Genomic DNA, 25,689 nt, shown 5'->3' with positions numbered 1-25,689 from the left:
CTCCCGTGAGGATGCTCGGAGCGGTGTCGCGCGGCATCGCGCGGCCTCGCGCGGCTCGCCCGGCTCGTCAGTCGGGGCGCGGCTCGTTGCGGCGGGCGTACGCCGAGGCGCTGCGGCTCGACAGCGCCAGGAGGATCAGCACGTCCAGCGCGACGGACAGGAGCGTGCCGCTCACCCGGATCTCCTGGCCCTGCCACCACCAGCCCGCGAAGGCGGTGGAGATGGATGCCACGGCGAACAGCATGACCCACACGCGCGGGCCGTTGCGCCCGGCGAGGATGAGCAGGCCGAGGATCGCCTGGATGAGCAGCGACACCCCCACGACGCTCGCATAGACGCCGAGTCCGATCGCCGCGGTCTCGTCGTCGGCCTGCACGCCGACGAGGTCGGCGAGGCTGTCGTCGGGCGTGCCCCCGGCCATCACGGTGATGAGCACGGCCACCCCGGTGACGACGCGCAGCAGCACCAGGACGGCGCCGGTGACGGTGGAGATCGGGCGCTTCATCGCGGGGTCGTGCGGCGTCGGCTCGGCCAGGCGGGCGGCCGGCTCGTAGGCGGCCCGCTTCTCGGGGAGCTGCTCGCCCCGCGCGTCGACGCTCACGCCGGCACCCCTCTCACGTCGAGGATCGGGAGGTCGCCGTCGGTGCGGATGCTGTCGCCACCACCGTTGCGCGAGTGATAGCCGGTGGAGAAGTCCTTGAGCACCTCGAGGCGCACGCGCGGCTCGGCGGCGCACACCGTCGTGACGATGTGGTCGCGCTCGACGTCGGTGTCGGCGTCGATCTTGTGCGTGACCTGCAGCGTGAACAGCGACAGGCCGACCGAGGTGTCGAACGTGCCGGCAGCGAGCCAGTCGACGCGTCGTCCGCCCGGGAGCAGCCACCCGTCGGGGCAGCGCCAGAACCGCACATGATGCCGCTGCGAGGGGTTGCCGTCGACCTGCTGCTGGTACGCGAAATCCTGCTGGCGGCCGAACAGCATCAGCGGACTGACGGGGGCGTCGTCATAGCTCCGCCGCCCGAGGGTGCGCGTGATGATCAGCCACGACGAGCGCAGGGTGACCGGGTCCGCCCGCGTCCAGCCGCCCGCCCGCATCGCGGCCTCGATCTGCGCGCCTTCGCCCATGAGGGCGAGGTTCACCGGGTCGCCGAGCAGGCCGTCGCTGGTGCGCGTTCGACCGATGAAGTAGTCGGGCACGTAGATGGTGGTGAGGATGCGGTGCAGTCGGGGCAGCACGAGGTAGGCCAGCAGCACCCAGAAGACGATCGCCGCTGCGATGCCCCACCACCCGACCTGGAAGGCCTCGTCGACGCTGAGGTAGGCCAGCCACACGGCGGACAGACCCGCGAAGATGAAGAACGCCCAGTCCAGCGCGACGCCGCGCGAGTAGCGGCGTCGCGCGCGCCGCTCCTTGCGCTGAGCGGATTTCGTGGCCGCGAGCGTCATGACGGGATTCTACGGACGCGCCCACAGCGGCTGCGGCGGGCGGAACGCCAGCGCCTCCGCCCCGATGCCGGGGTCGACCTCGGCGATCGACGCCGGTCGCCACGCGGGCGTGCGGTCCTTGTCGACGAGCTGCGCCCTGATGCCCTCGACGAGATCCGGCTGGGTGAGGGCGAACCACAGCACGAGGCCGTACTCCTGCTCGAGCGCGGCTCGCAGGCCTGGGAGCGAGCGCGCCGCGCGGACGGCGGCGAGCGTGGCGGCCAGCGCGGTCGGCGACACCTCCTCGAGCACGTCGGCGGTGGCGGATGCCTCGGCCTCCGGCCGCGCGCGGAGCCGCTGCAGGATCTCGCCGACCGTCTCCGCCGAGAACGCGTCGTCGATCCACGGGCGGGCGGCCTCGAGCCGCGACGGCCCGGGGTCGATCGAGAACGCGCGCACGCACTCGTCGGCGGGGAGGTCTCCCCCGCCCATCGCCAGCGCCTCGCGAAGCTCGTCGAGCTGCGCGCTGGGCACCAGGTGGTCGGCGAAGCCGGCGTAAAGGGCGTCGGCCGCATCCATCGACGCGCCCGTCAGCGCGAGGTACTCGCCCGTGCGTCCCGGGGCCTGACCGAGCAGCCAGGTGCCGCCGACGTCGGGAGTGAAGCCGATGCGCGTCTCGGGCATGGCGAGCCGAGAGCGCTCGCTGACGACGCGGACGGCCGCATGCCCGGCCAGGCCGATGCCGCCGCCCATGGTGATGCCGTCGGCGAAGACGACGATCGGCGCGGGGTACTCGGCGATGCGGGCGTCGAGGGCGTACTCCGCGCGGAAGAACCTCGCCGTCTCCTCCGGATGTCCCGCGACGATCTGGTCGTAGAGGCCGCGGACATCGCCGCCGGCGCAGAACCCCCGGTCGCCCGCGCCGTCGAGCAGCACGATCTCGACGCCGGCGTCGCCCTCCCAGTCGTCGAGGGCGGCGGAGAGCGCCTCGACCATGCCGAGGTCGAGCGCGTTGATCGCCCGCACCCGGTCGAGCGTGAGTCGTCCCAGGCGGCCGGTGCGCTCGACGCGGACACGGGGGTGTTCGGACTCCGCTGACGTCGCTGTCTCGCTCATGCGGGCAAGGCTACCGTCGCGGGGGGCGGAGCCTCAGCCGAGCGCAGGGGCGACGGCGGTGCCGCCGGCCGTCTTGCGGGTGCGACGGCGGCGCGCCTGCGCGGCGATCTCGGTGACGTCCTCCGGCTCGTCGCCGGTGGCGACGCGCAGGGCCTCGACGAGCGCGAGTCCGTGACGGGTGCTGAGGATGACCCGCTCGAATTCGTCGTGACCGTCGAGGTCGATGACGATGGCCGGCCGCCGACGGCGGATCAGCACGAAGTCGCTGGCGCCCGCCGATTTCCAGGTGCCCATGGCGAGGGCGCCGCGCAGATAGGTGCCGGGCGCGTGCACCCCGCGGAGCCATGTCCACGCGTCGTCGACCAGCTGCACCTTGACGATCGTCGTGCGCTCGAGGATGACATTCCCCTTGTGGAATGAGAGCGCCCGCTCCATGCCGGACAGCGCGACTTCGAGCCGCGTCGAGTCCAGGAGCAGGGTCACCATGCCCTCCAGTCTGCCAGCGGAGCCTCTCCCGCGCCCGCGCGTTTGCTTACGGACCGGCAACGATCCCGCGCGCCCCGGCGCCCCGGCGGTGGGAGACTGGAGCGATGACCGTCACCGAGCCCGCGCCGACCTCGGTCCACCGCCCGCAGCCCCCGGCTCAGCGGTCCTTCGCGGAGGCGTTCGAGCGCGCCGCCGCCGGCTTCCGCCTCGACGCCGACGACGCCGAGGTGCTGCTGTCGGCCGAGGGCGACGACGCCGCGCGCGTGCGCGGGCTGGCCGCCGAGATGCGCGACGCGGGACTCCGCGAGGCCGGGCGCCCCGGCGTCATCACCTACTCCCGCAAGGTGTTCGTCCCGCTGACGACCCTGTGTCGCGACCGCTGCCACTACTGCATCTTCGTCGACACCCCGGGGCAGCTCCTCACCCTGCACAAGCCCGTCTACATGACGCCCGAGCAGGTGCTCGCGGTCGTGCGCCAGGGAGCGGCCCTCGGGTGCAAGGAGGCGCTGCTCACGCTCGGCGACCGACCCGAGGATCGCTGGCCGACCGCCCGGGCGTGGCTCGACGAGCACGGCTTCGCCTCGACGATCGACTACGTCGCGCACGTCGCGCGCCTGATCACCGCCGAGACCGGCATGCTCGTGCACGCGAACCCCGGTGTCATGACCGAGGACGAGCTGCGGATGCTGCGGCCCGTCGCCCCCTCGATGGGGATGATGCTCGAGACGACCTCGCGCCGGCTGTTCGAGGAGCCCGGCCAGGTGCACTACGGCTCGCCCGACAAGGATCCCGACCTGCGCCTGCGGGTGATCGAGGACGCCGGACGCCTCGCGGTGCCGTTCACCACCGGCATCCTGGTCGGCATCGGAGAGACCCTGCGCGATCGCGCCGAGTCGCTCGTCGCCCTCCGCGACGCGCAGGAGCGGCACCGCCGCGGCGGCGTCGGCCACGTGCAGGAGGTCATCGTGCAGAACTTCCGCGCGAAGCCCCGCACCGCGATGCAGTCGGTCCCCGACGCGGGCGTGCTCGAGTACGTCGCTGCGGTCGCCGTGGCGCGGCTCGTGATGGGTCCGCGCATGCGCATCCAGGTGCCGCCGAACCTCTCCGACCCGCAGGAGTTCGCGCTGCTCGTCGAGGCCGGCGCCGACGACTGGGGAGGGGTGTCGCCCCTGACGGCCGATCACGTCAACCCCGAGCGTCCGTGGCCGCACCTGTCCGATCTCGCCGAGCGCACCGCCGAGCTCGGGTTCGAGCTGCGCGAGCGTCTCACCGCGCACCCGGAGTACGTCGCGGACGCCGAGACCTGGCTCGATCCCGCCCTGCGTCCCGCCGTGGAGGCCCTGGCCGATCCGCAGACCCGCCTTGCGCGCGCCGACACCCTGCCGCAGCCCGCGGCCGGAGGTGCCGGGCGCGCCGGCGGCGGCGGCGGTCGCGACCGTGGCATCGCCCGTCTCGCGGAGGCCGCGGCATCCTCCCCCTCCGACCTCGGCGACGACGACTGGGCGGCGCTGTTGACGGCGACCGGGGACGACCTCGAGGCCGTCGTCTCCACGGCCGACGACGTGCGCCGCTACACGATCGGCGAGGCCGTGAGCCTCGTCGTCAACCGCAACCTCGCGTCGTCCGGGCTGCGCTCGGCCCCGGAGGGCGCCGGCGAGTACTCGCTCGACGAGGCCGCGGACATCGCCCGCGACGCGTGGGATCTGGGCGCGACGGAGATCTGCATCCAGGGACGGATGCCGCGGGCCGAGCCCGCCGACGCGTACCTCGATCTCGTGCGCACGGTGAAGACCGCCGCCCCCGGCATCCACGTGCACGCGTACCGGCCGCAGGACGTCGTCGACCTCGCCGAGCGCGGCGGGCTCGAGCTGACCGCGACGCTCGAGCTGATGCGCGCCGCCGGAGTGGACTCGGTGCCGGGCACCGGGGTGAAGGTGCTCGACGAGCGCGTGCGCGGCCTCGTCGCCGCGGACGACCTGCCGATCGACGCGTGGTTCGAGGCGATGACGGCGGCGCACCGCGCCGGCTTCCGTTCGACCTCGGTGCTCTTCTACGGCCACGTCGAGACCGCCGCCGAGCGCATCGCGCATCTGCGGGCGCTCCGCGGGCTGCAGGACGCGGCGCAGACGGCCGGCTCCGGCGGGGGCTTCTCCGAGTTCGTGCCGATCCCGCTGCCGGGGCCTCAGGGCGGCGTTCCGCTCGTCGCCGGCCGCGCGCCCCTCGACGAGCACCGCGCGATGGTCGCCGTCTCGCGACTGCTGCTGACCGGCAGCATCCCGCACATCCAGATCCCGTGGACGCGCGTCGGCCGCGAGCACGCGGTCGAACTGCTCCGCGCCGGCGGCGACGACCTCGGCGGCACGCTGCTCGACGGACGCGTGCGTCCGGACGCGGGCGTCGAGCAGGGCCTCGAGCTGCCGCTCGCCGACGCGGCACGCCTGGTCGCCCGGCTGTTCCGGCCGTTCCGCCAGCGGACGACCGACTACCGCGAACCGCCCGCCGACCGCCGAGTGGCCTCGTGACGGCGGACCTGCCCGCCGCGACGCGGCGATCGGCGGCCCCCGACCGCGTCGAGGTCGCCATCGTCGGCGCCGGCTTCGCCGGTCTGGGCATGGCCATGGCGCTCCGCCGTGCAGGGCGGGAGTCGTTCGTCGTGCTCGAGCGCGGCGACGGCGTCGGCGGCACCTGGCGCGACAACACCTACCCGGGCGTGGCCTGCGACGTGCCCTCGCACCTCTACGGCTTCGCCGCGCACCCCAACCCGCACTGGTCGGGCGTCTACGCGCGCGGTGACGAGATCCGCGACTATCTGACCGACGTCGCGCGACGCGAGGATCTCGGCGAGCGCGTGCGGCTGCGCACGCCCATGCTGTCCGCGTCGTGGATCGAGGCGGCCTCCGGCGCGGGGCGCGGTGCCGGCTTCTGGCGCATCGAGACCGGCGGCGATCACGCGGGCGTCATCGAGGCCGACGCGCTCGTGCTCGCCTGCGGGCGGCTGACGGAGCCCGAGGTCCCCGAGATCGCCGGGCTCGAGACCTTCCCCGGTGCGCTGTTCCACTCGGCCCGCTGGGATCACGCGACCGATCTCGAGGGCGCCCGGATCGCCGTGGTGGGCACCGGCGCCAGCGCGGTGCAGCTCGTGCCCGAGCTCGCCCGCCGCGCCGAGCACGTCACGCTCTTCCAGCGCACGCCGGCGTGGATCGTGCCGCGCGGAGCGCGGCCCTACAGCGCCGAGGAGCGCGAGCTGTTCGCCGCACGCCCCGACCTGCTCGACCGCCTCCGCGCGCAGCTGTATGCGGAGGGCGAGGCGCGCTTCGCCAGCCGGTCGGGGGATGCCACGGCCGCCGCCGATGCGCGGGAGGCCGCCCTGGCGCACCTGCACGCGCAGGTCGCCGACGAGACGCTGCGCGCGCAGCTCACGCCCCGCTACGCCTTCGGCTGCAAGCGGGTGCTGCTCTCGGACGAGTTCTACCCGGCCGTCGCCTCGGACCGGGTCACCCTCGAGCCGAGCGCCCTGGTCTCGGTCGAGGGCTCGACGCTCGTCTCGGCGAGCGGCGAGCGCCACCACGCCGATGTGCTGGTGCTCGCGACGGGCTTCGCCTCGACGCGTCAGCCGTACGCCGGACTGGTCCGCGGGGTCGACGGGGTGACGCTCGATGAGCACTGGGACGACGGGATGACGTCCTTCGGATCGACCGTCGTCTCCGACTTCCCGAATCTGTTCGTCCTCAACGGACCGAACGCCTCCCTGGGCCACAACTCCTCGGTGCTCATGGTCGAGGAGCAGGCCGCCTACGCCGTCCGGGCCCTCGCGCTGCGCGCCGCCGCCCCCGGCGGGGTGCTCCGCGTCGACCCCGAGATGGAACGGGCCTACACCGACGAGATCGGCCGGGCCGCGGCATCCACCCCCTGGCTCACCGGCGGCTGCCGCAACTGGTACGTCGATGACCGCTCGGGTCGACTGACGCTGCTCTGGCCCGGGACCGTCGACGCGTTCCGGTCGCGGCTCGCCCGCGCGGACGGCTCGGAGTTCCTGCACATCCGCACGACGTCGGAGGGACCCGGTCGTCGCGACCGGGAGCCCTCACTGAGAGGAGAAGACACATGACCGTTCCCCTTCGCCTGGGCTACAAGGCTTCGGCCGAGCAGTTCACGCCTTCGCAGCTGCTCGACTTCGGCGTGCTCGCCGAGGAGATGGGCTTCGACTCGGTGTTCGTGTCCGACCACCTGCAGCCCTGGCGCCATGACGGCGGTCACGCCCCGGCGGCCGTGCCGTGGCTGGGTGCGCTCGGCGCCCGCACCTCGAAGATCCTCATGGGCACGTCGGTGCTGACGCCCACGTTCCGCTACCACCCCGGCGTGGTCGCGCAGATGTTCGCGACGCTGGGAGTGATGTTCCCGAAGCGGGTCATCCTCGGCGTGGGCACCGGCGAGGCGCTGAACGAGGTCACCCTCGGACTGGACTGGCCCGATCCGCCGGAGCGCTTCCAGCGCCTCAAGGAGGCCATCACCCTCATCGAGAAGCTCTGGGACGACGAGCGCGTGACCTACGACGGCACGTACTACTCGGTGAAGGACGCCACGATCTACGACCGGCCCGGTCCCGATGCGAAGGTGCCGATCTACATCGGCGCCTCGGGTCCGGCTGCCACGCGCCTCGCCGGCCGCATCGCCGACGGCTACATCACCACCAGCGGCAAGGACCCGGCGCTGTACACCGACACGCTGCTGCCGGCGCTGCATGAAGGCCTGTCGAAGGCCGGGCGTCCCGATGACGCGATCGACACGCTCATCGAGGTGAAGGTCTCGTATCACCCCGACCACGACACGGCGATGGAGAAGACCCGGTTCTGGGCGCCTCTCGCACTGTCGCCCGAGGAGAAGCGCGACGTGCACGACCCGATGGAGATGCAGCGTCTCGCCGACGAGCTCCCCATCGAGCGGGCGGCGTCGCGGTTCATCGTCTCGACCGACCCCGAGGAGCACGTCGAGCGCATAGCGACGTACGTCGACCTGGGCTTCCGGCACCTCGTGTTCCATGACCCGGGCGACGACCAGGAGGAGTTCCTGCGTATGTACGGCGCTGAGATCCTGCCGAGGCTGCGCGCACGGTTCGCCGAGTGACCGATCCCGCCTCGGGTGAGGCGGCGGGCGGCACCGCGGACGGAGCGACGAGCTCGGCGGTGCGCTGGGCGGTCGTCATCCCGGTGAAGCCGGCGGCGGTGGGCAAATCCCGCCTCGCCGACGGCCTGCCGGACGGCGTCGACCGCGTGGCGCTCGCCCGCGCGATCGCGCTGGACACCATCGCCGCTGCGGCGCAGGCCTCCAGAGTGGACGAGGTCGTCGTGGTGACCGCTGATGACGAGGTGGATGCTGCGGCCTCCGCCCTCGACCGCGTGCGCGTCGTGCGCGAGACGGAGCCGCGAGGGCTGGACGCGGCGGTCGCTGCGGGCGTCGCGGCGGCTGGCGCGACGGGTGTCGCGGGGGGTGGCGCGACGGGTGTCGCGGGAGGTGTGGCGCCCGGCCGCTGGCGCGCCGCGCTGCTGGGCGATCTGCCCGCCCTCGCGCCGGGGGATCTGGCCGCGGCGTTGGCGCGCGGCGCCGCGGTGGAGCGGGGCGTCGTCGCCGACTACGAGGGCACGGGTTCCACGCTCATCACCGCCGGGCCCGGGGTTCCCTGGGTGTCGGCCTTCGGCGTCGACTCCTTCGCGCGCCACCGTGCACAGGGCTTCGTCGCGCTCGACGTGTCTGCCGACTCCACCCTCCGTCGCGACGTCGACACCGCGGCACACCTGTCGGCAGCCGCGCTGCTCGGAGTCGGCTCGCGGACGGCGGCAGTGCTGGGGACATCTCTGCTCCCCGGCCCCACAGAGTCGCTAGCCTGAGGGCCATGACTGGAGATCGCGTGCTCGCTCCGCAGCCGCCCGCAGACGGATCGAAGCCGAAAGGCCCGGCCTCGTACTTCCCGAGCATCGAGAGCACCTACGGCCGGCCCGTGCAGGAGTGGCTCGACCTGGCCGCCGACCGCCTCGACGACGAGAGCCACATGGCCGTCGTGACCTGGCTGAAGTCGGAGCACGGGCTGGGCCACGGCCACGCGAATGCGATCGTCGCCTACGTCCGGGCCGCCCGCGCCTGAGGGATTCGCGCCGCCGGAGGCAGGTGCTGCTCCCGCTCGACCCCGGTGACGCCCGGCACGAACCGGAGCGTCGGTGGAGGCCGATCGGCGTAGGTGCGCCCGAGCGGACTCGTCCAGACCAGCACGCCCCGCGACTTCTGCGTCACCGTCCACGCGCTGTGATGCTTCAACGAGTGATGCCGTCGGCACACGTGCGCGAGGTTGTCGACGGCGGTCGCTCCGCCGTACTGATGGTCGACGGTGTGATCGATGTCGCTCCGGCCGACGGAGATGCGGCACCCCGGGAAGCGGCAGTGCTCGTCGCGCGCGCGGAGGTGCCGGCGCTGCGCCTCGCTTGGGAAGCGCCGATCCACGGCCAGCACGTCGCCGCTGATCGGGTCGGTGAGCACGCGGTCCCACATCGTCGCGCCGCCCGCCAGACGACGGGCCTCGGCGGGCGTCACCGGGCACCGACCGTTCAGCGTGGCGCCCCCGTCGATGTCGGACTCGCGCCCCTCTTCCCCGAGGAGCGTCAGCACGGGCACCGTGATCTGGACGACGGCGCGCACCGCGTCGGAGCCGGTCGGGCCGCCGCGCTCGGAGTCCGCACCCGTCGCGTGCCCCGTGAGCGCCAGGTCGCAGAGGATGTCGGCGCGGAGCTGGTCGATCGTCCGGTCGTCAGGATCAGAGGCCGCGTCACTGTCCGATGATGCTTCCGCCGCGGCATCCGCCCGGACGACATGCGCCAGCCGGGTCAAGCGGTCGTGGATGCCGTGCGCCAGCACCGCAGGCAGGAGCGCCCAGAGCTCGGCCATGCCGTCGTCGCCATCGCGCACGACCACGCGGCGCTCGTCGCGTGCCTGGGCATGGCGCTCGACGAGGGCCGTCGGCTGGAGCCGCTCTGCAATGGCGCGAGCGGCCACGCGGAGCCGACCGGTCGTGAGCTGCGGGGCCAGATCGAGGACGATCTGCTCGTACGCGGCCCGGGCCGCCTGGTCGAGGCGGGTGCCCTCCTCCATCACCGTCTGCGCGTGCGCGCGGGAGAACCGCCCGTGCGTCAGACCTTCGAGTGTCGCGGGGAAGCAGTCGCGCAGGGTCGAGGCGTCCGACATCCGCCGCTGCACCGTCCGGTCGCTGACGCCGACGGCGCTCGCGAGCTCGGCGGCGACGCTGCGCACGGCCATGTCGGCATCACCCCGCCCGTCGGACAGCGCGTCATCGAGCGCCCGCCCGAGCAGACGGATCTGCACCGCCTCCCACCGGGCGATCTGCTCGGCCGCGTGCGTCCATTCGGTCAGCAGCTCGATGCGGCGGTCTTCGATCGCCAGCCACCGGGCGGTCGCCGCATCACCGGCGTCGAGGCACTCCTCAGCGCTCCATCGGATGTCGGACAGCGGTCCCCACTGCTGCGCCTCGGCGATGCGCTCGGCCCACAGCCACTCCTCCACCTCAGGGGGGATCTCCGGGGCCTGCGGCAGCTCGTCCATACCATGATCCTCGCACGGACCTCCGACATTGCGTTCTACAGAATGCGTTTGAAACAGCCCGAACATACGAACACAATTATGTTTTACGTATCGGTTCAACAACGAGCGCGACCGCGGCATCCGTTCCCGCACAGACGACGAGGGCGGCCGCAGCATCCGCTGCGGCCGCCCTCGAGGCGTCGGCTTACTTGAAAGCGTCCTTGACGTTCTCGCCGGCCTTCTTGACGTCGGCCTTCGACTGGTCGGCCTGACCTTCGGCTTCCAGTCGCTCGTTGTTGGTCAGCTTGCCCGTTGCCTCCTTCGCCTTCCCGGCGATGTCTTCGGCAGCGTTCTTGATCTTGTCGTCCAGACCCATGGGTGACTCCTTCCACTCGGCCCGATCGTCTATCGAGGCACTGGTCCCATTAGACATCCCGGCACCTCGCCACGGAGGGGCTTGACGAAAGGCCAGAATCGCAATAAATGGCCGGTCAGACGAGCAGGTAGACGGCTCCGACGACCGTGAAGACGATGACGAGCCGCTCGAAGAGGCGCTGATTGAGGCGACTCGCAAGCCACCTGCCGCACAGCGCCCCGATGACCACCGCGGGGGCGAGCACGAGGTCGACCCACAGCCCGGGGACGGTGATGAGGCCCAGCCCGGCCGAGAACGGCACCTTGCAGAGGTTGATGATCGCGAAGAACCACGCCGCCGTGCCGAGGAACTCCTTGACCGGGAAGCGCATCGCGAGCAGGTACATGGACATGACCGGGCCGCCCGCGTTGGCGACCATGGTCGTGAAGCCGCCGAGCGATCCGTAGACCGCCGCAGCGACCGGATGCCGCCTCCCGACCGCTCCCCCGGCATCACCGTCGGGCCCGACGACCGCCCGGCTCTGCACCCACCGCCGGTAGAGCGTCACGCCCACGACGACCAGCAGAATGACGCCGATCAGCCGCTTCACCCACCCGTCGGAGGCGACGGCGAGGAAGGCGACACCGAGGCCCACGCCCAGCAGCACGGCGGGCACGAGCCGCAGCAGCACGCCCCAGTTCGCGTTGCGGCGGTACATGGTGATCGCGAAGGCGTCCGCGGTGATGAGCAGCAGCAGCAGCGTGCCGGTGGACTGCCGCGCCGGCAGGATCGCGGCGAAGAGCGCCACCGGCACGGTGCCCGCACCCGGGATCGCGGTCTTCGACAGCCCGACCGTCACCGCCGCCAGGGCGAGCAGCAGCCACGCGAACGCCGGGAGATCGGGGAGCATCACGGGTCAGACCCCGGCGGCGTCGAGGGCGGCGTCTGCCATGGCCGTGGTGGCCGCGGCATCCGTCATCCAGAGCGGACGGACGACAGGACGGATGCCGCGAGCAGACACCTCGTCGGCGGAATCGGCATCCTCCTCCGCGAGCAGCCAGGCGTCTAGCAGCCCGCCGTCCGCGCGCGCGCCGTAGTGCGCGGCCACGGCGGAGGCGCTCGTCTGGACGCCGATCGCGGTGAGGCAGACGTCGGCCATGCCGCGGACGACGCGTCCGCCGATGATCGGCGAGACGCCGACGACCGGCGCCGACGCGGCGCGGAGGGCCTCGCGCAGCCCCGGGACGGCGAGGATGGGACCGATCGAGACCACCGGGTTGGACGGCGCGACGAGCACGACGTCGGCGTCCGCGATGGCGTCGAGCACACTCGGCGCGGGCGACGCGTCGGCCATCCCGGGGTTCTCGAACCGCACCGGCGGCAGCGTCGCGCGGTGCCGCGTCCACCACTCCTGGAAGTGCAGCACCCGCTCCCCCGCACCGCCGTCATTCGCAGGGCCCTCGGCCGCGACCACGACGTGCGTGTCGACCTCGTGGTCGGTCATCGGCAGCAGGCGCGCGCCGAGCGGCCACCGCTGCGACAGACGCGCGACGATCTGGCTGGGTGTCAGTCCCTCGCGCAGCCAGCCGGTGCGGGCGAGGTGCGTGCCGAGATCGAGGTCGCCGAGGGTGAACCACGGCCAGCCCGCTCCCCACTCCTGCAGCTCCGCGTTGACGCGCTCGGTCTCACCCGCGCGGCCCCAGCCGCGCACGGCGTCGTTCTGGCCGGCCAGCCGGTAGAGCACGGAGTCGACGTCGGGCTGCAGCCGTACGCCGCTCAGCCACAGGTCGTCGCCGGTGTTGACGACGACGGTCGCCTCCGGCGCGCCCCGGCGCGCCAGCGCGGCGCGCACGCCGACCGTGAAGGTCGAGCCGCCGACGCCGCCGGCGAGGACGACGACCCGGGGGTGCGACGCGCTCACTGGGCAAGCGCGACGGGACCGAGCGCCTGCGCAGCCGCCCGGGCCGCCGCGGGCAGCGCATCGACGATGCGCCCCAGGGCGTCGTCGTCGTGCGCAGCCGTGAGGAACCAGGCCTCGAACACGCTCGGCGGCAGCGAGACGCCGGCGTCGAGCATCGCGTGGAAGAACGGCGGGTAGCGCCACGACTCCTGGCCGAGCGCCCCCGCGTAGTCCCGCGGCGCCTCGGCCGAGAACGCGACGCCGAACAGCGACCCCGCCCGGGGCACGGTGTGCACGACGCCGGCGGCGGTGAGCGCGTCGGAGAGAGCCGATGCGACGACGGATGCCGCGGCATCCACCCGCTCGTAGACCTCCGGCGTCGCGAGCCGCAGCGTCGCCAGACCGGCGGCCACCGAGAGCGGATTGCCCGACAGCGTGCCGGCCTGGTAGACCGGGCCGGTCGGGGCCAGGTGCTCCATGACGTCGGCGCGGCCGGCGAGCGCGGCCAGCGGCATGCCGCCGCCGACGACCTTGCCGTAGGTGAGGATGTCGGGCGTGTACACCTCGCCCTGCGTGGCCTGCAGGCCCCAGAAGCCGGCCGGGTGCACCCGGAAGCCGGTGAGCACCTCGTCGACGATGAGCAGCGCGCCGTGCGCGTGCGCGATCTCGGCCAGCGCGGCATTGAAGCCGGGGAGCGGTGCGACGACGCCCATGTTGGCCGCGGCCGCCTCGACGATGACGGCGGCGATGTCGTCGCCGTGCGTCTCGAAGGCCGCGCGCACCGCGTCGAGGTCGTTGTAGGGCAACACCATCGTCTGGGCGGCGATCGGGGCGGGCACCCCGGCGGACCCGGGCAGCGCGAGCGTGGCGACGCCGGATCCCGCCGCGGCCAGCAGGCCGTCGGAGTGGCCGTGGTAGTGGCCGGCGAACTTCACGAGCAGGTCGCGGCCGGTGACGCCGCGGGCGAGACGGATCGCCGTCATCGTCGCCTCCGTGCCCGTCGAGACGAGGCGCACGCGCTCGATCGGACGCGCGTCGCCCACGACGACACGGGAGGCGATGAGGTCGGCGAGCTCGACCTCCGCACCGGTGGGGGCGCCGAAGGACAGGCCACGGGATGCTGCGGCCTGCACCGCCTCGACGACCTCCGGGTGCGCGTGGCCGAGCAGAGCGGGGCCCCATGAGGCCACGAGGTCGACGTAGTCGGTGCCCGCGGCATCCGTCACCATGGGTCCTCGCGCGGACACGAGGAAGCGCGGCGTGCCGCCGACGGAGCCGTAGGCCCGCACCGGCGAGTTGACCCCACCGGGGATGACGGCGCGGGCGCGCTCGAACAGCTCGTCGTTGCGGTCGGTCATCGGACCAGGTCCTCTCGCAGCCAGCCGGCCGCCTCGACGGCCCAGTAGGTCAGGATGGCGTCGGCGCCCGCTCGGCGGATGCCGAGCACGCTCTCCATCGCGGCGCCGCGGCGGTCGATCCAGCCCTTCGCGGCGGCGGCCTCGACCATCGCATACTCCCCCGACACCTGGTACGCCCAGACCGGTACGTCGACCGACGCCCGCACCTCGGCGAGCACGTCGAGGTACGGCAGGGCGGGCTTGACCATGACGATGTCGGCGCCTTCCTCGACATCGAGCAGCGCCTCCCGCACCCCCTCGCGGCCGTTGCCGGCGTCGAGCTGGTAGGTGCGGCGGTCACCGGTCAGCTGGGAGTCCACGGCCTCGCGGAACGGGCCGTAGAACGCACCTGCATACTTCGCGGAGTAGGCGAGCAGGATCGTGTCGATGAAGCCCTCGGCGTCGAGCGCGTCGCGGACGTAGCCGATCTGGCCGTCCATCATCCCCGACAGCCCCAGCATCGTCGAGCCGGCGCGCGCCTGCGCGAGGCCCATGGCGGCGTAGCGGACGAGCGTCTCGTCGTTGTCGACGCGGCCGCGCGCGTCGAGCACGCCGCAGTGGCCGTGGTCGGTGAACTCGTCCAGGCACAGGTCGGTCTGCACGACGAGCACGTCGCCGACCTCCTGGGCGACCGCGGCCGTCGCGACGTTCAGGATGCCGCGCGGGTCGTCCGCTCCCGACCCGATCGCGTCGCGCTCGGACGGTACGCCGAAGAGCATGACACCGCCGACGCCGGCGGCCGCGGCATCCGTCACCGCGGCGCGGAGGGAGTCGAGGGTGTGCTGGCGCACGCCCGGCATCGACGAGATGTCGGCGGGCTCGGTGATGCCCTCGCGGACGAACAGCGGCAGCACGAGCTGCGAGGGCACGAGGTGCGTCTCGCGGGCGAGACGGCGGACGGCCGGCGACTGGCGCAGTCGACGAGGGCGATGAACGGGGAACGACACGAAGAACCGCCTCAGACGGAGAATTCGTCCGCCGCGTGCGGGAGAGAGAACCGCGCGACGGACTGGATGAGCGCATCGACGGTCTGACGCTCGGCGACCACGTCGACCGTGAGGCCGGCACGTCGGGCGTCCTTGGCGGTGCGCGGGCCGATCGCGGCGATCACGGTCGACTCGGGGATCTCGGGGAACTGCTCGTACACCTGCTCGGCGACCGAGCCGCTGGTGATGAGGATCGCGTTGATGCGGCCGGAGCGGACGTCGGCGGCGACCTTGTCGGAGACGGGCACGCCGACCGTGCGGTAGGCGACGACGCTGCGGACGCGGTGCCCGGCCTCTTCGAGCATGCGCGTGAGCACCGGCTTCGCGATCTCGCTGCGGAGGGTCAGGATGTCGCGCGGCTCGGGCTCGAGGGCGAGCAGCTGCTCCGCCATGCCCGCGGCGGAGTTGTCCTGGTCGGGGATGAGGTCGACGCGATAGCCCATCGACTGCAGGGCGGCGGCGGTGGTCTCGCCGACGGCGGCGACGCGGGTGGTGGGAGGGATCTGCGCGCGGTAGGCGTAGAGCACGTCGGCGGTGGTGGCGCTCGTCACGGTCAGCCAGTCGAAGGCCCCGGCGGCGAGATCCGCGAGCGCGCGGTCGAGGGTGACGGCGTCGTTCGCGGGCGCGAAGTTGATCAGCGGAGCCACGACCGGAGTCGCCCCCTGCGACCGGAGGGTCGCCGCCACGCCGTCGCCCCACGGCCCGCCGCGGGGCACGAGCACGCGCCAGCCCGCGAGGGGCTTGGACGTGGGGATGGCTGCTGTGTTCATGGGGTCGACTCTCGTGGGACGATGTCGGCCGCCCCGCGTTCGAGCAGCCGACGAGCGACATCGGCCCCGGCGCGCGCAGCACGCACGATCGGGTTCGCGTCGTCGGCAGCATCCGCACCGTTGCCACTGCCTGGAACCCGAGCATACCCCGGCAGGAGCGGCAGGGTCCGGTCGAGACCCACGCGTCGCGAGCCGTCGAGGGCGTAGGCGACGGCGTGGATGCGCAGGTCGTCGCCCGACAGCGCCGCGTGGGCGGCGACCGGGGCGTGGCACCCGGCCTCGAGCGTCGACAGCACCGCGCGCTCGGCGGCGACCGCGATGCGCGTCGACTCGTCGTCCAGGAGCGCGATCGCCGCGCGGAGCTCGTCGGGCGCGTCCTCGCGGATCTCCACCGCGAGCGCTCCCTGCCCCGGGGCGGTGGGCCACTCGGCGAGGCCCAGCTCCTCCAGCTGCAGGTCGGCCGCGGTGCCCTCGAGCCGGCGCAGGCCGGCCGCGGCGAGGATCACGGCATCGAGCTCGCCGTCGCGCACGCGGGCGACGCGGGAGTCGACGTTGCCGCGCAGGTCCTGCACCGTCACCCGGTGATTGCGGCGGTGGATCTGCGCCACCCGGCGCGGCGACCCCGTGCCGACGACGCTCCCCTCCCGCAGATCGTTCAGCGGTGTGCCGTCGCGCGTGACGACGACGTCGCGGGCGTCCTCGCGGACGGGCACGGCGCCGATGACGAGCCCCGGCGGCTGCGCGGTGGGGAGGTCTTTCAGGGAGTGCACGAGAAGGTCGCACTCGTCGCTGAGGAGCGCCTCGCGCAGGCGGGTGGCGAAGACGCCCGTGCCGCCGATCGCGGCGAGCGAGGCGCGCGAGACGTCGCCCTCCGAGACGATCGGGACCAGCTCGACCTCGCGACCGGATGCCGCGGCCAGCGCCCGCGCGACCTGCGAGGACTGCGCCACAGCCAGAGCGCTGCGGCGCGTTCCCAGGCGCAGCGCCGTCGCCATCAGCGCGAGCCTCGCCGCATCCGGGTCGCCGTCACTGCAGGACCTCGGCGATCTCGCTCACCGCGATGCGGCGGCCGGTGTAGAACGGCACCTCTTCGCGCACGTGACGGCGCGCCTCGGTGTACCGCAGGTCGCGCATCATGTCGACGAGATCGGTGAGCTCGTCGGCCTCCATCGGCAGCACCCACTCGTAGTCGCCCAGGGCGAAGGAGGCGACCGTGTTGGCGACGACGCCCGTGAAGCCGGCGCCCTTGCGGCCGTGCTCGGCGAGCATCGTGCGCCGCTCGGCCTCGGGCAGCAGGTACCACTCGTAGCTGCGGACGAAGGGGTAGACGCAGAGCCAGTCGCGGGCACGCTCGCCGCGGAGGAATCCGGGCACGTGCGAGCGGTTGAACTCCGCATCGCGGTGGACGCCCATCGCGTTCCACACCGGCAGGAGCGGGGAGAGCATCATCGTCCGCCGCAGGCGACGCAGGTCGCGCTGGAGCCCGTCGGCGTCGGGACCATGCAGCCAGATCATGAGGTCGGCGTCGGCCCGCAGCCCGCTCACGTCGTAGAACCCGCGGACGGTGGTGCCGCCCTCTTCGATCAGGGCGACGACGTCGGCCAGTTCGGCGTCGTCCACCGCGCTCACCGGGCGCGCCGGGTCACGGCGCAGCACAGCCCACAGCGTGTAGGCGGAGGGGGAGGGAGTGGAATCGGACGTCATGACTCCAGTCTCCCCCGCCGTTTCCCGAGCGCCAAACGCGCGGCCGTCGCCGTGTTCGTGACGACCGTTCAGCGCGTGTAGGCGCGCACGGCGCCCCACACGACCACGCCGACCAGAGCTGCACCGCCGACGATGAGCGCGAGGGTCGCGTTCTGGTTCTCGCGCGAGAACCGGCGCGCCTTGGCGATCGTCTCATCCGTCGCGCGCGACACGCGCCGGGGCACGTTCGCCTTCTCCTCGATGGCGGCGAGGGCCGCCTTGAGCTCTGCGCGCGCCTGCTCGACGGGATCGGCGATGCCGATCATCACGCCGGTGCGCGGCACCGGGACCGGGGTCAGCGAGTCAGACGAGCTCATCGCGTACTTCCTTCACATCACGGGCGACCGACTGGGCGGGGTTGTCGTCCTTGCCGATCTTGCGGAAGCGCGCCAGCCCCAGGAGGGCCAGGATGATCGCGATGACGAGCATCACGCCGAAGACGGCGAGAGCCGACAGCCAGACCGGCCACCAGGAGGCTAGCCCCGCGATGGCGAACGTGCCGAGTGCGGGGATGGACCAGAACAGTATGAACAGGGCACCGACGAACCACCCCGCGCCGATGCCGGCGGTCTTGGCGGTGCGCGACGCCCACTTCTTGGCGTTGTCGACCTCGGCCATGACGAGGTTGCGCACCAGCTCGGGAATTTCCCCGACGAGGGTGAGGAGGCTGTCGTCCGAGCGATCGCGGAAGCCCCGGGGAGTCGTCACGTCAGCTCCTGTCGCGGTGAACGGCGTCTGCGACGTCGTCGGCCGCCTTCTTCACCGAGCGCTTGCTGGTCTCGGCCGCGCGCGACACGTCGTCTGCCGAGCTCTTGCCGGCCTTGACGGCGGCGTCCAGCTTGTCGCCGGCGTCGCCGCCGGAGTGGGTCGCGGCCTTGGTCACCTTGACGGCGCTGTCCCACAGCGTCTTCGGCAGAGCCAGGGCGCTGGACTTGGCGAAGTCGCTCACCTTGCCGACCTGCTTCTGCACCGTGTCGGTGTTCCAGAGGCTGGACGCCTGCGTCTTGATCTGTTCGTAACGCTCGCGCCCCGCCCGCGTGCCGAGCACGTAGCCGATGCCGACGCCGATCACGAGTCCTACCTTGCCCCTCATGGGGTCTCCTCACGCTGGATGGACTGCTGGTCAGCACTCAGATTAGACCGTATGCCCGTCCCGGCATCCACCCTTGACAACCACTGCGTCTCACGCGAAGGACGACGGCCCGTCGTCCTTCGCGCTCCCGGGCGCGTCGGGGCCGCCGAACAGGATGGCCGCGCGCACGCGCTCGGCCTCCTCGGCCGCATCGGGCACGACCTGCGCGAGCCCCGTGCCCGACAGCCAGGCGCCGGTCGCCACTAGTCCCGGCACGGCGTGGATCGCCGCACGGGCGGCGCGCTGACGGTCGATCCGACCGATCTCCGACGCGGGCTGCGACTGCGTCCACCGCTGCCGGTGCGCGCCGCGGAGGGCTGCGGGCGGGAGCGCGACACCGAGGAGAGCGGATGCCTCGGAGAGGGCCAGGGCCGCGGCATCCGCGTCGTCCATCCCCTCCGTGGCCGGAGCCTCGCCCTGCGCGCCGAAGGAGACGCGGACGACGTGGCGGCGGCCGGCCGCGCGGGCGACCCACTCCCACTTCGCGGTCGAGTGCGTGAGCGCCTTGGCGATGTGGCTGCCCGGCACCGTCAGCACGCCCGAGCCGCGGGGGCGCGCGTCGAGCTCGGGGGCGTCGAGCACCAGCGTGACGACCTCGACGACGGGGGCGACGACGTCCTCGCGCCCGAGGCCCGGCACGACGGGTGCCAGCAGGCGGCGCGCCTCGGCCTCGGTCGTCGCGACGATCACCGCGTCGGCGGCGAGCTCCGCCGCGGGATCGGCCTGAGCGGCGACCGCATCGACGGCGACGAGCCAGCCGCCCTCGGGTCGCGGGCGCACGGCCGTCGCCGCGGTGGAGGTGCGCACGTCGACGCCGAGCTCCTCGAGCCGCGTGCGGAGTGCGGCGGGCAGACGGGACATCCCGCCGTCGATGCCCTCGACCGCCGAGCCGGGAGCCGAGGTGCGCTCGCCCTTCAGCGCGGCGACGGCGCCGCTCAGCGAACCTGTGCGGGTGAGGGCGGCGTTGAGGCCGGGCGCGGCGATGTCGACGTCCACGTCGTCGGGACGCGCGGAGTAGACGCCGGAGGTGACGGGCGCGACCAGCCGGTCGAGCACCTTGGGGCCCATGCGTGTGCGCACCAGCGCGCCGAGGCTGCGCTGGTGGCCGATCGTGAGCGGCGGACGCAGACGGTCGAGGTAGGCGCGCCAGGCGCCGCCCCAGCCGATCACGCGACGGACGTCATCGGCCCACGGGTTGTCCGGGATGCCGAGCAGGCTGCCGCCGGGCAGGGGCGCCGCCTGGCCTCCGGGCAGACCCGACACCCAGGCGCCGCCGCGGGTCGGCGTCACGATGTCGCCCGCGAGGCCGAGGTCGTCGACGAGCGCGCGCACCGTCCCGCCGCGGGTCGCGTAGCTCTCCGCGCCGGTGTCGACGACGATGCCGTCGATCTCGTCGGCGCGGAGCACGCCGCCGACGCGGTCGGACGCCTCGACCACGGTCACGCGGATGCCGACCTTGGCGCACTCGTAGGCGGCGACGAGGCCGGCCATGCCGCCGCCGATCACCACGACGGAGGTGCGCGCCGCGGCGGCCGCGAGGTCGCGGACGTCGGTCATCCGAGCTCTCCGTGCGCGTACGCCACCAGGCGGGTGAGCACGTCGGGGTCGGTGTCGGGCGGCACGCCGTGGCCGAGGTTGAGGATGTGCGCGCGCGCCGATCGTCCGCGGGCGATCACGTCGTCGACGTGCGCGGCCAGCACCTCCCACGGCGCCTGGAGCATCGCGGGATCGATGTTGCCCTGCACCGTGGTGTCGGGGCCGAGCACGGCGGCGGCCTCGTCGAGGGGCACGCGCCAGTCGACGCCGACACCCTCCACGCCGACGCCGTCGGCGTCCTGCAGGCGCATGTCGGCGAGGATCGGCCCGGTGCCCACGCCGAAGTGGATCGCGGGCACGCGGCCGCGCAGCGGGGCGAGGGCCGCCCGCGAGTGCGGCGCGACGAACTCGAGGTAGTCCGCCCGCGAGAGCGAGCCCGCCCACGAGTCGAACAGCTGCACCGCGGAGGCCCCGGCGCCCACCTGCACCTCCAGGAATGCGGCGGACACCTCGGCGAGCCAGCCGGCCAGCCGATGCCACGACGCGGGGTCGGCGTGCATCATCGCCCGGGCGCGCAGGTGCTCCTTCGAGGGGCCGCCCTCGATGAGGTAGGCCGACAGCGTGAAGGGGGCGCCGGCGAATCCGACGAGAGGCGTGCCGGTTGCCGCGAGCTCGGCGACGGTGATCGCCACCGCGTCGTGCACGGGCGCCGCGGCCTCGGCGACGGCACTCGGGTCGATCGAGGTGAGCTGCGCGACCTGGGCCGCGGAGCGGATGGGCTCCGCGAAGACCGGCCCGCGGCCGGGCTCGATGGCCACGTCGACGCCGGCGAGGCGCAGCGGCACGACGATGTCGCTGAAGAACACGGCCGCGTCGACGCGGTGACGGCGCACGGGCTGGAGCGTGATCTCGGCGGCCATCGCCGGGTCGAGGCACGCGTCGAGCATGTCGGTGCCGACGCGCAGCGCCCGGTACTCCGGAAGGGAGCGGCCGGCCTGCCGCATGAACCACACCGGGGGGCGGTCCTGGCGCCTTCCGTGGAGGGCGTGCACCAGCGCGGAGTCGACGGGATCAGGCATCCGTCCATTCTCCCATCCGCGCCTGTCGGAAGCCTGCGCGCGCACAATCACGACGTCGAGGCATCGCAGGGCTGGCCCGCGCACGGCGGGATATCCTTGGTCAGTGCTGATGTGCGTCACGGCGAGCCACAAGACCGCCTCCTTCGAACTGCTCGAGCGACTCAGCACCCACCCCGCGGCGATCGCCCCGCTGATCTCGGCGCACTCGGACTGCGTCCAGGGAGCCGTCGTCGTCGCGACCTGCAACCGCTTCGAGGCCTACGTCGAGATGGACGAGCCCGTCACCGCTGCCGCGGCGCTGGGCGTCGAGGCCACGCTCCTGGCCATCGAGTCCGCCACCGGCATCCCCGCCGAGGACGTCGCCGGCTCCTACCGCGTGCTGCAGGGCGACGAGGTCGCCGAGCACCTGTTCGCCGTGGCATCCGGTCTCGAATCGGTCGTCGTCGGCGAGGGCGAGATCGCCGGCCAGGTGCGGCGCGCGCTCGCGCAGGCCCGCACCGACGGCACGTCGTCGCGCGAGCTCGAGCGTCTGTTCCAGCGCGCCTCCGAAGCTCAGCGGGGCGTCAAGAACTCCACCGCCCTCGGCCGCGCGGGCCGGTCGCTCGTGCGCCTCGCGCTCGAGCTCGCCGACAGCCGCATAGCGGACTGGTCGAACCTCCGCGTGCTGCTGGTGGGCACCGGTTCGTACGCCGCCGCGACGCTCGCCGCGCTCCGCGACCACGGCGCCGAAGACATCTCCGTGCACTCGCCGTCGGGCCGTGCCCAGGTCTTCGCCGCCAAGCACGGCATCAGCGCCGTGGCCTCCGGCGCGTACGCGCGCGAGGCCGCCGAGGCCGACCTCGTCATCACCTGCACCTCCGCCGAGACGACGGTGCTGTCCGCCGGCGTCATCGCGGCCGGCGCGGAGGCGTCGCTCGCCGCCGGCGCCGCTCCCCGCACGCGTCGCCGCATGGTCATCGACCTCGGGCTCCCCCGCAACGTCGACCCCGACGTCGCGACGCTGGGCGACCTCGACCTGCTCGACCTCGAGACCATCCGCCTGCACGCCCCTCTCGAGGAGCTGCAGGCGACGGATGCCGCGCGTCAGGTCGTGCGCGACGCGGCCCGCCGCTTCGCCGACGTCGGCGAGCGCCGCGCGGTCGAGCCCGCGCTCGTCGCCCTGCGCACGAAGGTCTTCGGCCTGCTCGACTCCGAGATCGCCCGTGCCCGCGCCCGCGGCGACGAGGACGGCAGCACCGAGCAGGCGCTGCGCCACCTTGTCGGCGTGCTGCTGCACACTCCGACCGCCCGCGCGCACGAGCTCGCCGCCGCCGGCCGCGCCGACGAGTACGCCGCAGCCCTCGAGACGCTGTTCGGGGTCGCGCCTGCCGCCGCACCGGCGGCCGCGGCATCCGTCCCCCGCCTCGACGTCGCCGGCTGATCCGGGCCTGCTCGCGGCCCTTTCTCGCGTGATCACCTGACGCGAACGTGCGGAACGACCGCCGGGAAGCGACAGCTTGCGTCAGATGAACCGCGCCCAGCCGGGTGGGAGGATGAGGGCATGAGCACGAGCCTCCACATCACCGGCGACGACGCCGCAGACGAACTCCTCAGCGACGACCCGCTGGCGCTGCTGATCGGGATGCTGCTGGACCAGCAGGTCGCGATGGAGACCGCGTTCGCGGGTCCGCTGAAGATCCGGGAGCGCGCCGGGAAGGTGGATGCCGCGGCCCTCGCGTCGTACGACCCGGAGAAGCTCGTCGCGCTGTTCCAGGAGAGCCCCGCGGTGCACCGGTATCCGGGCTCGATGGCCGGCCGCGTGCAGTCGCTGTGCGAGGCGATCGTGTCGGAGTGGGGCGGCGACGCGTCCGCGATCTGGACGAAGGGATCGCCCAGCGGGGCCGAGGTGCTCACCCGCCTCAAGGCCCTGCCCGGGTTCGGCGAGCAGAAGGCGAAGATCTTCCTGGCCCTGCTCGGCAAGCAGCGGGGGTTCACGGGTGAGGGGTGGCGCGAGGCATCCGCCCCCTACGGCGAGGACGGCTCGTTCCGCTCGGTCGCCGACATCGTCTCGCCGGAGTCGCTCACGAAGGTGCGCGCCTACAAGCAGGAGATGAAGGCCGCCGCTCGGGAGGCCAAGGCGTCGAAGTCCTGAGCCCGCGTCACGAGCAGGCGTAGAGCGAGCTGTCGGGGGCGTCCGTCGGGACGCTGCAGTTCGCCACCACCCACGCACGGATCTCGGCCGAGACCCCTGTGTCGGCGTCGGCACCGCCGTTCATGCCGAAGCCGCCGCGACCGGTCGAGCTGAGGATGACGTACCGCAGGTCGCCGTCGGCGACGAGCTGCTGGAACGCGGCGAGTGTCGGCACCGGGTCGCCGCCGTTGAACCCGCCGATCGGCAAGAACGAGCCGCCGTCGCTGTCGAGGATGAGGGATGCCGCGGCCTGCGCCCCGAAGGTGGCCGCGAGGTAGCGCGAGCCCAGCGTCCGCTCCTGCAGGTAGGCGAGCAGCGCCGTGTTCCGGCTGCCCGAGCCCGATGCCGCGGCACCGAAGCCCTGGCCGCCGGGCGCGCCGCCGGGGGCCTGGCCGCCGGGCGCCTGGCCGCCGGGGGCCGCACCGTTCGCGGGCGCCCCGGCCTGCGGCATCCCGTCCGTCGTTCCGCCGGGGGCGCCGCGTGAGCCGTCGCGCCCGGAGCCGAAGGCCCCCGGGCCGGTGCCCGCGCCGGTCGTTCCCGGGCCGCCGCGCCCGCCGCCGATTCCCGACAGCTCGCTCACGCCGCCCGCGACGGGGTTGATCGAGCTCGGGTGGGAGATCGTCACGATCGACCACGCGAGCGGGGTGAGGAGCATGGCCACGCCCGCGGTGAGCGCCGCCAGCGCCCGGCCGACGCGACGAGCCGGCCTTCCGCCGCGACGGGCCATGAGCAGCAGAACGATCGCGATCGCGGCGACCACGGCCTGCACGAGCGCGACCGGCACGGAGTAGCCGCCCGTCGACAATCCGATGCCCAGGGCCGTCAGCGCCGCGACCGCGATCAGCAGCACCTGCGGCCACGTGCTCCCCGCGCGCCGGGCCACCCCGAACGCGAGGGCGATGGCCAGCGCCACCGGCACGGCGAGGGCCGCGGTGTAGAACTGGTGCATCCCGGCGACGACCGAGAATATCGCGGCGAAGGTCGCCAGCCACACCGTCACGAGCACCGTGACAGGCCGCGAGAAGCGCAGCACCCACAGCACGACCACGGCCGCGACGGCCGCCGGCAGGAGCCAGCCGATCTGACCGGCGAGCTGCTCGTTGAACAGGCGCAGCACGCCCGGGCTCCCCGAGAACGAGGGCGTGAACGAGCGGTACGCCTCGGAGTCCGCCGTCGCCGAGCCGAAGCGGCCGAGCCCGTTGTAGCCGAAGACCATCTCCCAGGCGCTGTTGTTCAGGGTGCTGCCGATGTAGGGCCGTTCCGAGGCCGGCACGAGCGAGACGACGACGATCCATGAGACGGATGCCGCCAGGCTCACCACTCCGGCGACCGCGAGTCGCCAGAGCTTCGACAGGAAGCGTCCGCGGGTGCAGAGCCACGCCGCCGCCAGCGCCGGCCACACCGCCCACGCCTCGAGCATGTAGGTCTGGAACGAGGCGGCGACGAGCAGCCCCGCGACCAGGAGCCAGCCGAAGCTGCGGCGCGTGAGCGCGTGCATCGCCGCCCACGCGACGGCCGCGAGGCCCAGCACGAAGAACGTCTCGGGCTGATTGGACCGGGCCACCGCCACCAGGATCGGCGTCGTGGCGACGACGGCCCCGGCGAGGAGGCCGGCGGTCGCCCCCAGCATCCGCCTCGCCGTGATCGCCACGAGCGCCACCGCGCCGACGGCCGCCAGCGCATCGGGCAGCACGACGGCCCACGCCGAGTAGCCGAACGCCTTCACGAACAGCGCCGGGATCCAGAACGACCCGGGGATCTTGTCCAGGGTGACCGTGCCCGCCGGGTCGACCGCGCCGAAGAAGAAGTTCTGCCAGCTCCGGCTCATCGACAGCGCGATCGAGGCGTAGTACTCCGACGGCTGCGCCGTCCACACCGCCCACGTCGTCAGCAGCGCCGCACCGAGCGAGATCACCAGCAGGCCCGTGTGCCACGCGCCCCACCGGCGGGCGCTCCCCCGCCGCGTCGGAGTGGCGGCGAAGGGAACGGAGGCGTCGTATGTCGTCACAG

The 25,689-nt window shown here is 73.3% G+C and carries 26 protein-coding genes; 7 read left to right on the top strand and 19 right to left on the bottom strand.

The window, feature by feature from the left end; all coding sequences use genetic code 11:
- Positions 1-67 precede the first annotated feature (67 nt).
- Genes ABC304_RS05370 through ABC304_RS05355 form a run of 4 tightly spaced genes read right to left on the bottom strand, consistent with a single transcriptional unit; the run spans position 68 to position 3,027 of the window.
- On the bottom strand, positions 68-601 hold the full coding sequence (locus ABC304_RS05370; protein ID WP_412929395.1) for a hypothetical protein: 534 nt from the start codon (positions 599-601) through the stop codon (positions 68-70).
- On the bottom strand, positions 598-1,446 hold the full coding sequence (locus ABC304_RS05365; RefSeq protein ID WP_412929392.1) for an LssY C-terminal domain-containing protein: 849 nt from the start codon (positions 1,444-1,446) through the stop codon (positions 598-600). Before ABC304_RS05365 ends, ABC304_RS05370 begins: the two co-directional genes overlap by 4 nt.
- 9 nt (positions 1,447-1,455) lie before the next feature.
- A complete protein-coding gene (locus ABC304_RS05360) occupies positions 1,456-2,541 on the bottom strand; it encodes an enoyl-CoA hydratase/isomerase family protein (RefSeq protein ID WP_412929390.1) in 1,086 nt (361 codons plus the stop codon).
- A 33-nt stretch (positions 2,542-2,574) separates the two neighbouring features.
- Complete coding sequence (locus ABC304_RS05355) at positions 2,575-3,027, bottom strand: hypothetical protein (RefSeq protein ID WP_412929389.1); 453 nt, start codon at positions 3,025-3,027, stop codon at positions 2,575-2,577.
- Positions 3,028-3,131: 104 nt separating this feature from the next.
- Between ABC304_RS05355 and cofG the strand changes: the two genes are divergently transcribed.
- From cofG to ABC304_RS05330, 5 genes are read left to right on the top strand one after another with little or no spacing between them, the layout of a single operon-like run.
- The gene (gene cofG, locus ABC304_RS05350) at positions 3,132-5,549 is read left to right on the top strand and encodes a 7,8-didemethyl-8-hydroxy-5-deazariboflavin synthase CofG (RefSeq protein WP_412929388.1); all 2,418 of its coding nucleotides are present in this window, start codon (positions 3,132-3,134) and stop codon (positions 5,547-5,549) included.
- The gene (locus ABC304_RS05345; RefSeq protein WP_412929387.1) at positions 5,546-7,135 is read left to right on the top strand and encodes a flavin-containing monooxygenase; all 1,590 of its coding nucleotides are present in this window, start codon (positions 5,546-5,548) and stop codon (positions 7,133-7,135) included. Before cofG ends, ABC304_RS05345 begins: the two co-directional genes overlap by 4 nt.
- Positions 7,132-8,151, top strand: coding sequence for a glucose-6-phosphate dehydrogenase (coenzyme-F420) (gene fgd / locus ABC304_RS05340; protein ID WP_412929386.1), 1,020 nt, complete (start codon positions 7,132-7,134; stop codon positions 8,149-8,151). Before ABC304_RS05345 ends, fgd begins: the two co-directional genes overlap by 4 nt.
- Positions 8,148-8,912: a 2-phospho-L-lactate guanylyltransferase gene (locus ABC304_RS05335; RefSeq protein ID WP_412929385.1), complete on the top strand. Its 765-nt coding sequence runs from the start codon at positions 8,148-8,150 to the stop codon at positions 8,910-8,912. The genes fgd and ABC304_RS05335 overlap by 4 nt, the downstream gene beginning before the upstream one ends.
- 5 nt (positions 8,913-8,917) lie before the next feature.
- Positions 8,918-9,166, top strand: a complete 249-nt coding sequence (locus tag ABC304_RS05330; RefSeq protein WP_412929383.1) for a DUF4287 domain-containing protein — start codon at positions 8,918-8,920, stop codon at positions 9,164-9,166.
- Here ABC304_RS05330 and ABC304_RS05325 read toward each other — a convergent pair.
- From ABC304_RS05325 to hemE, 14 genes are all read right to left on the bottom strand, one after another.
- Entirely contained in the window at positions 9,142-10,632 is a 1,491-nt protein-coding gene (locus tag ABC304_RS05325) for an HNH endonuclease signature motif containing protein (RefSeq protein WP_412929382.1), read from the bottom strand. The genes ABC304_RS05330 and ABC304_RS05325 overlap by 25 nt on opposite strands.
- Positions 10,633-10,816: 184 nt before the next feature.
- On the bottom strand, positions 10,817-10,987 hold the full coding sequence (locus ABC304_RS05320) for a CsbD family protein (RefSeq protein WP_412929381.1): 171 nt from the start codon (positions 10,985-10,987) through the stop codon (positions 10,817-10,819).
- A 115-nt stretch (positions 10,988-11,102) separates the two neighbouring features.
- A complete protein-coding gene (locus ABC304_RS05315) occupies positions 11,103-11,876 on the bottom strand; it encodes a sulfite exporter TauE/SafE family protein (RefSeq protein WP_412932836.1) in 774 nt (257 codons plus the stop codon).
- A 6-nt stretch (positions 11,877-11,882) separates the two neighbouring features.
- Complete coding sequence (gene cofD, locus ABC304_RS05310; protein ID WP_412929380.1) at positions 11,883-12,887, bottom strand: 2-phospho-L-lactate transferase; 1,005 nt, start codon at positions 12,885-12,887, stop codon at positions 11,883-11,885.
- Positions 12,884-14,224, bottom strand: coding sequence for a glutamate-1-semialdehyde 2,1-aminomutase (hemL, locus tag ABC304_RS05305; protein WP_412929379.1), 1,341 nt, complete (start codon positions 14,222-14,224; stop codon positions 12,884-12,886). The genes cofD and hemL overlap by 4 nt, the downstream gene beginning before the upstream one ends.
- Entirely contained in the window at positions 14,221-15,210 is a 990-nt protein-coding gene (gene hemB, locus ABC304_RS05300; RefSeq protein ID WP_412929378.1) for a porphobilinogen synthase, read from the bottom strand. The genes hemL and hemB overlap by 4 nt, the downstream gene beginning before the upstream one ends.
- A gap of 11 nt (positions 15,211-15,221) precedes the next feature.
- Positions 15,222-16,019 carry a uroporphyrinogen-III synthase gene (locus ABC304_RS05295; protein WP_412929377.1) on the bottom strand — a complete coding sequence of 266 codons (798 nt, stop codon included), beginning with the start codon at positions 16,017-16,019 and terminating at the stop codon, positions 15,222-15,224.
- Entirely contained in the window at positions 16,016-17,014 is a 999-nt protein-coding gene (gene hemC / locus ABC304_RS05290; RefSeq protein ID WP_412929376.1) for a hydroxymethylbilane synthase, read from the bottom strand. Before hemC ends, ABC304_RS05295 begins: the two co-directional genes overlap by 4 nt.
- 31 nt (positions 17,015-17,045) lie before the next feature.
- The gene (gene hemQ, locus ABC304_RS05285) at positions 17,046-17,723 is read right to left on the bottom strand and encodes a hydrogen peroxide-dependent heme synthase (RefSeq protein ID WP_412929375.1); all 678 of its coding nucleotides are present in this window, start codon (positions 17,721-17,723) and stop codon (positions 17,046-17,048) included.
- A 68-nt stretch (positions 17,724-17,791) separates the two neighbouring features.
- Positions 17,792-18,079: a hypothetical protein gene (locus ABC304_RS05280; protein ID WP_412929374.1), complete on the bottom strand. Its 288-nt coding sequence runs from the start codon at positions 18,077-18,079 to the stop codon at positions 17,792-17,794.
- Positions 18,066-18,470: a phage holin family protein gene (locus ABC304_RS05275; RefSeq protein ID WP_412929372.1), complete on the bottom strand. Its 405-nt coding sequence runs from the start codon at positions 18,468-18,470 to the stop codon at positions 18,066-18,068. Before ABC304_RS05275 ends, ABC304_RS05280 begins: the two co-directional genes overlap by 14 nt.
- A 1-nt stretch (position 18,471) precedes the next feature.
- Positions 18,472-18,855, bottom strand: a complete 384-nt coding sequence (locus tag ABC304_RS05270) for a hypothetical protein (RefSeq protein ID WP_412929370.1) — start codon at positions 18,853-18,855, stop codon at positions 18,472-18,474.
- 90 nt (positions 18,856-18,945) lie between these two features.
- Positions 18,946-20,451: a protoporphyrinogen oxidase gene (gene hemG, locus ABC304_RS05265; protein ID WP_412929368.1), complete on the bottom strand. Its 1,506-nt coding sequence runs from the start codon at positions 20,449-20,451 to the stop codon at positions 18,946-18,948.
- Positions 20,448-21,509 carry a uroporphyrinogen decarboxylase gene (gene hemE / locus ABC304_RS05260; protein ID WP_412929366.1) on the bottom strand — a complete coding sequence of 354 codons (1,062 nt, stop codon included), beginning with the start codon at positions 21,507-21,509 and terminating at the stop codon, positions 20,448-20,450. The genes hemG and hemE overlap by 4 nt, the downstream gene beginning before the upstream one ends.
- Positions 21,510-21,618: 109 nt before the next feature.
- Here hemE and ABC304_RS05255 point away from each other — a divergent pair, with 109 nt between their 5' ends.
- Positions 21,619-22,929, top strand: coding sequence for a glutamyl-tRNA reductase (locus ABC304_RS05255; protein ID WP_412932834.1), 1,311 nt, complete (start codon positions 21,619-21,621; stop codon positions 22,927-22,929).
- 120 nt (positions 22,930-23,049) lie between these two features.
- Positions 23,050-23,640, top strand: a complete 591-nt coding sequence (locus ABC304_RS05250; protein ID WP_412929364.1) for an HhH-GPD-type base excision DNA repair protein — start codon at positions 23,050-23,052, stop codon at positions 23,638-23,640.
- Between the two features lie 7 nt (positions 23,641-23,647).
- On the opposite strand, the gene ABC304_RS05245 is transcribed toward ABC304_RS05250, so the two are convergent.
- Positions 23,648-25,687, bottom strand: a complete 2,040-nt coding sequence (locus ABC304_RS05245) for an ArnT family glycosyltransferase (protein ID WP_412929362.1) — start codon at positions 25,685-25,687, stop codon at positions 23,648-23,650.
- Between the last annotated feature and the right edge of the window lie 2 nt (positions 25,688-25,689).

It is taken from the genome of Microbacterium jepli (genome assembly GCF_047237905.1).
Taxonomy (GTDB): Bacteria; Actinomycetota; Actinomycetes; order Actinomycetales; family Microbacteriaceae; genus Microbacterium.
This window is presented reverse-complemented; position numbering and strand designations above follow the sequence as displayed.

Excerpts from the sequence above, each read along its gene's own strand:
- ABC304_RS05330 (WP_412929383.1), top strand. The coding sequence starts at position 8,918 with ATGACTGGAGATCGCGTGCTCGCTCCGCAGCCGCCCGCAGACGGATCG.
- ABC304_RS05295 (WP_412929377.1), bottom strand. The coding sequence starts at position 16,019 with ATGAACACAGCAGCCATCCCCACGTCCAAGCCCCTCGCGGGCTGGCGC.
- ABC304_RS05360 (WP_412929390.1), bottom strand. The coding sequence starts at position 2,541 with ATGAGCGAGACAGCGACGTCAGCGGAGTCCGAACACCCCCGTGTCCGC.
- ABC304_RS05315 (WP_412932836.1), bottom strand. The coding sequence starts at position 11,876 with ATGCTCCCCGATCTCCCGGCGTTCGCGTGGCTGCTGCTCGCCCTGGCG.
- hemE (WP_412929366.1), bottom strand. The coding sequence starts at position 21,509 with ATGCCTGATCCCGTCGACTCCGCGCTGGTGCACGCCCTCCACGGAAGG.
- hemG (WP_412929368.1), bottom strand. The coding sequence starts at position 20,451 with ATGACCGACGTCCGCGACCTCGCGGCCGCCGCGGCGCGCACCTCCGTC.
- ABC304_RS05255 (WP_412932834.1), top strand. The coding sequence starts at position 21,619 with ATGTGCGTCACGGCGAGCCACAAGACCGCCTCCTTCGAACTGCTCGAG.
- ABC304_RS05355 (WP_412929389.1), bottom strand. The coding sequence starts at position 3,027 with ATGGTGACCCTGCTCCTGGACTCGACGCGGCTCGAAGTCGCGCTGTCC.
- hemQ (WP_412929375.1), bottom strand. The coding sequence starts at position 17,723 with ATGACGTCCGATTCCACTCCCTCCCCCTCCGCCTACACGCTGTGGGCT.
- ABC304_RS05320 (WP_412929381.1), bottom strand. The coding sequence starts at position 10,987 with ATGGGTCTGGACGACAAGATCAAGAACGCTGCCGAAGACATCGCCGGG.
- ABC304_RS05365 (WP_412929392.1), bottom strand. The coding sequence starts at position 1,446 with ATGACGCTCGCGGCCACGAAATCCGCTCAGCGCAAGGAGCGGCGCGCG.
- hemL (WP_412929379.1), bottom strand. The coding sequence starts at position 14,224 with ATGACCGACCGCAACGACGAGCTGTTCGAGCGCGCCCGCGCCGTCATC.
- cofG (WP_412929388.1), top strand. The coding sequence starts at position 3,132 with ATGACCGTCACCGAGCCCGCGCCGACCTCGGTCCACCGCCCGCAGCCC.
- hemC (WP_412929376.1), bottom strand. The coding sequence starts at position 17,014 with ATGGCGACGGCGCTGCGCCTGGGAACGCGCCGCAGCGCTCTGGCTGTG.
- ABC304_RS05250 (WP_412929364.1), top strand. The coding sequence starts at position 23,050 with ATGAGCACGAGCCTCCACATCACCGGCGACGACGCCGCAGACGAACTC.
- fgd (WP_412929386.1), top strand. The coding sequence starts at position 7,132 with ATGACCGTTCCCCTTCGCCTGGGCTACAAGGCTTCGGCCGAGCAGTTC.
- ABC304_RS05280 (WP_412929374.1), bottom strand. The coding sequence starts at position 18,079 with ATGAGCTCGTCTGACTCGCTGACCCCGGTCCCGGTGCCGCGCACCGGC.
- ABC304_RS05325 (WP_412929382.1), bottom strand. The coding sequence starts at position 10,632 with ATGGACGAGCTGCCGCAGGCCCCGGAGATCCCCCCTGAGGTGGAGGAG.
- ABC304_RS05270 (WP_412929370.1), bottom strand. The coding sequence starts at position 18,855 with ATGAGGGGCAAGGTAGGACTCGTGATCGGCGTCGGCATCGGCTACGTG.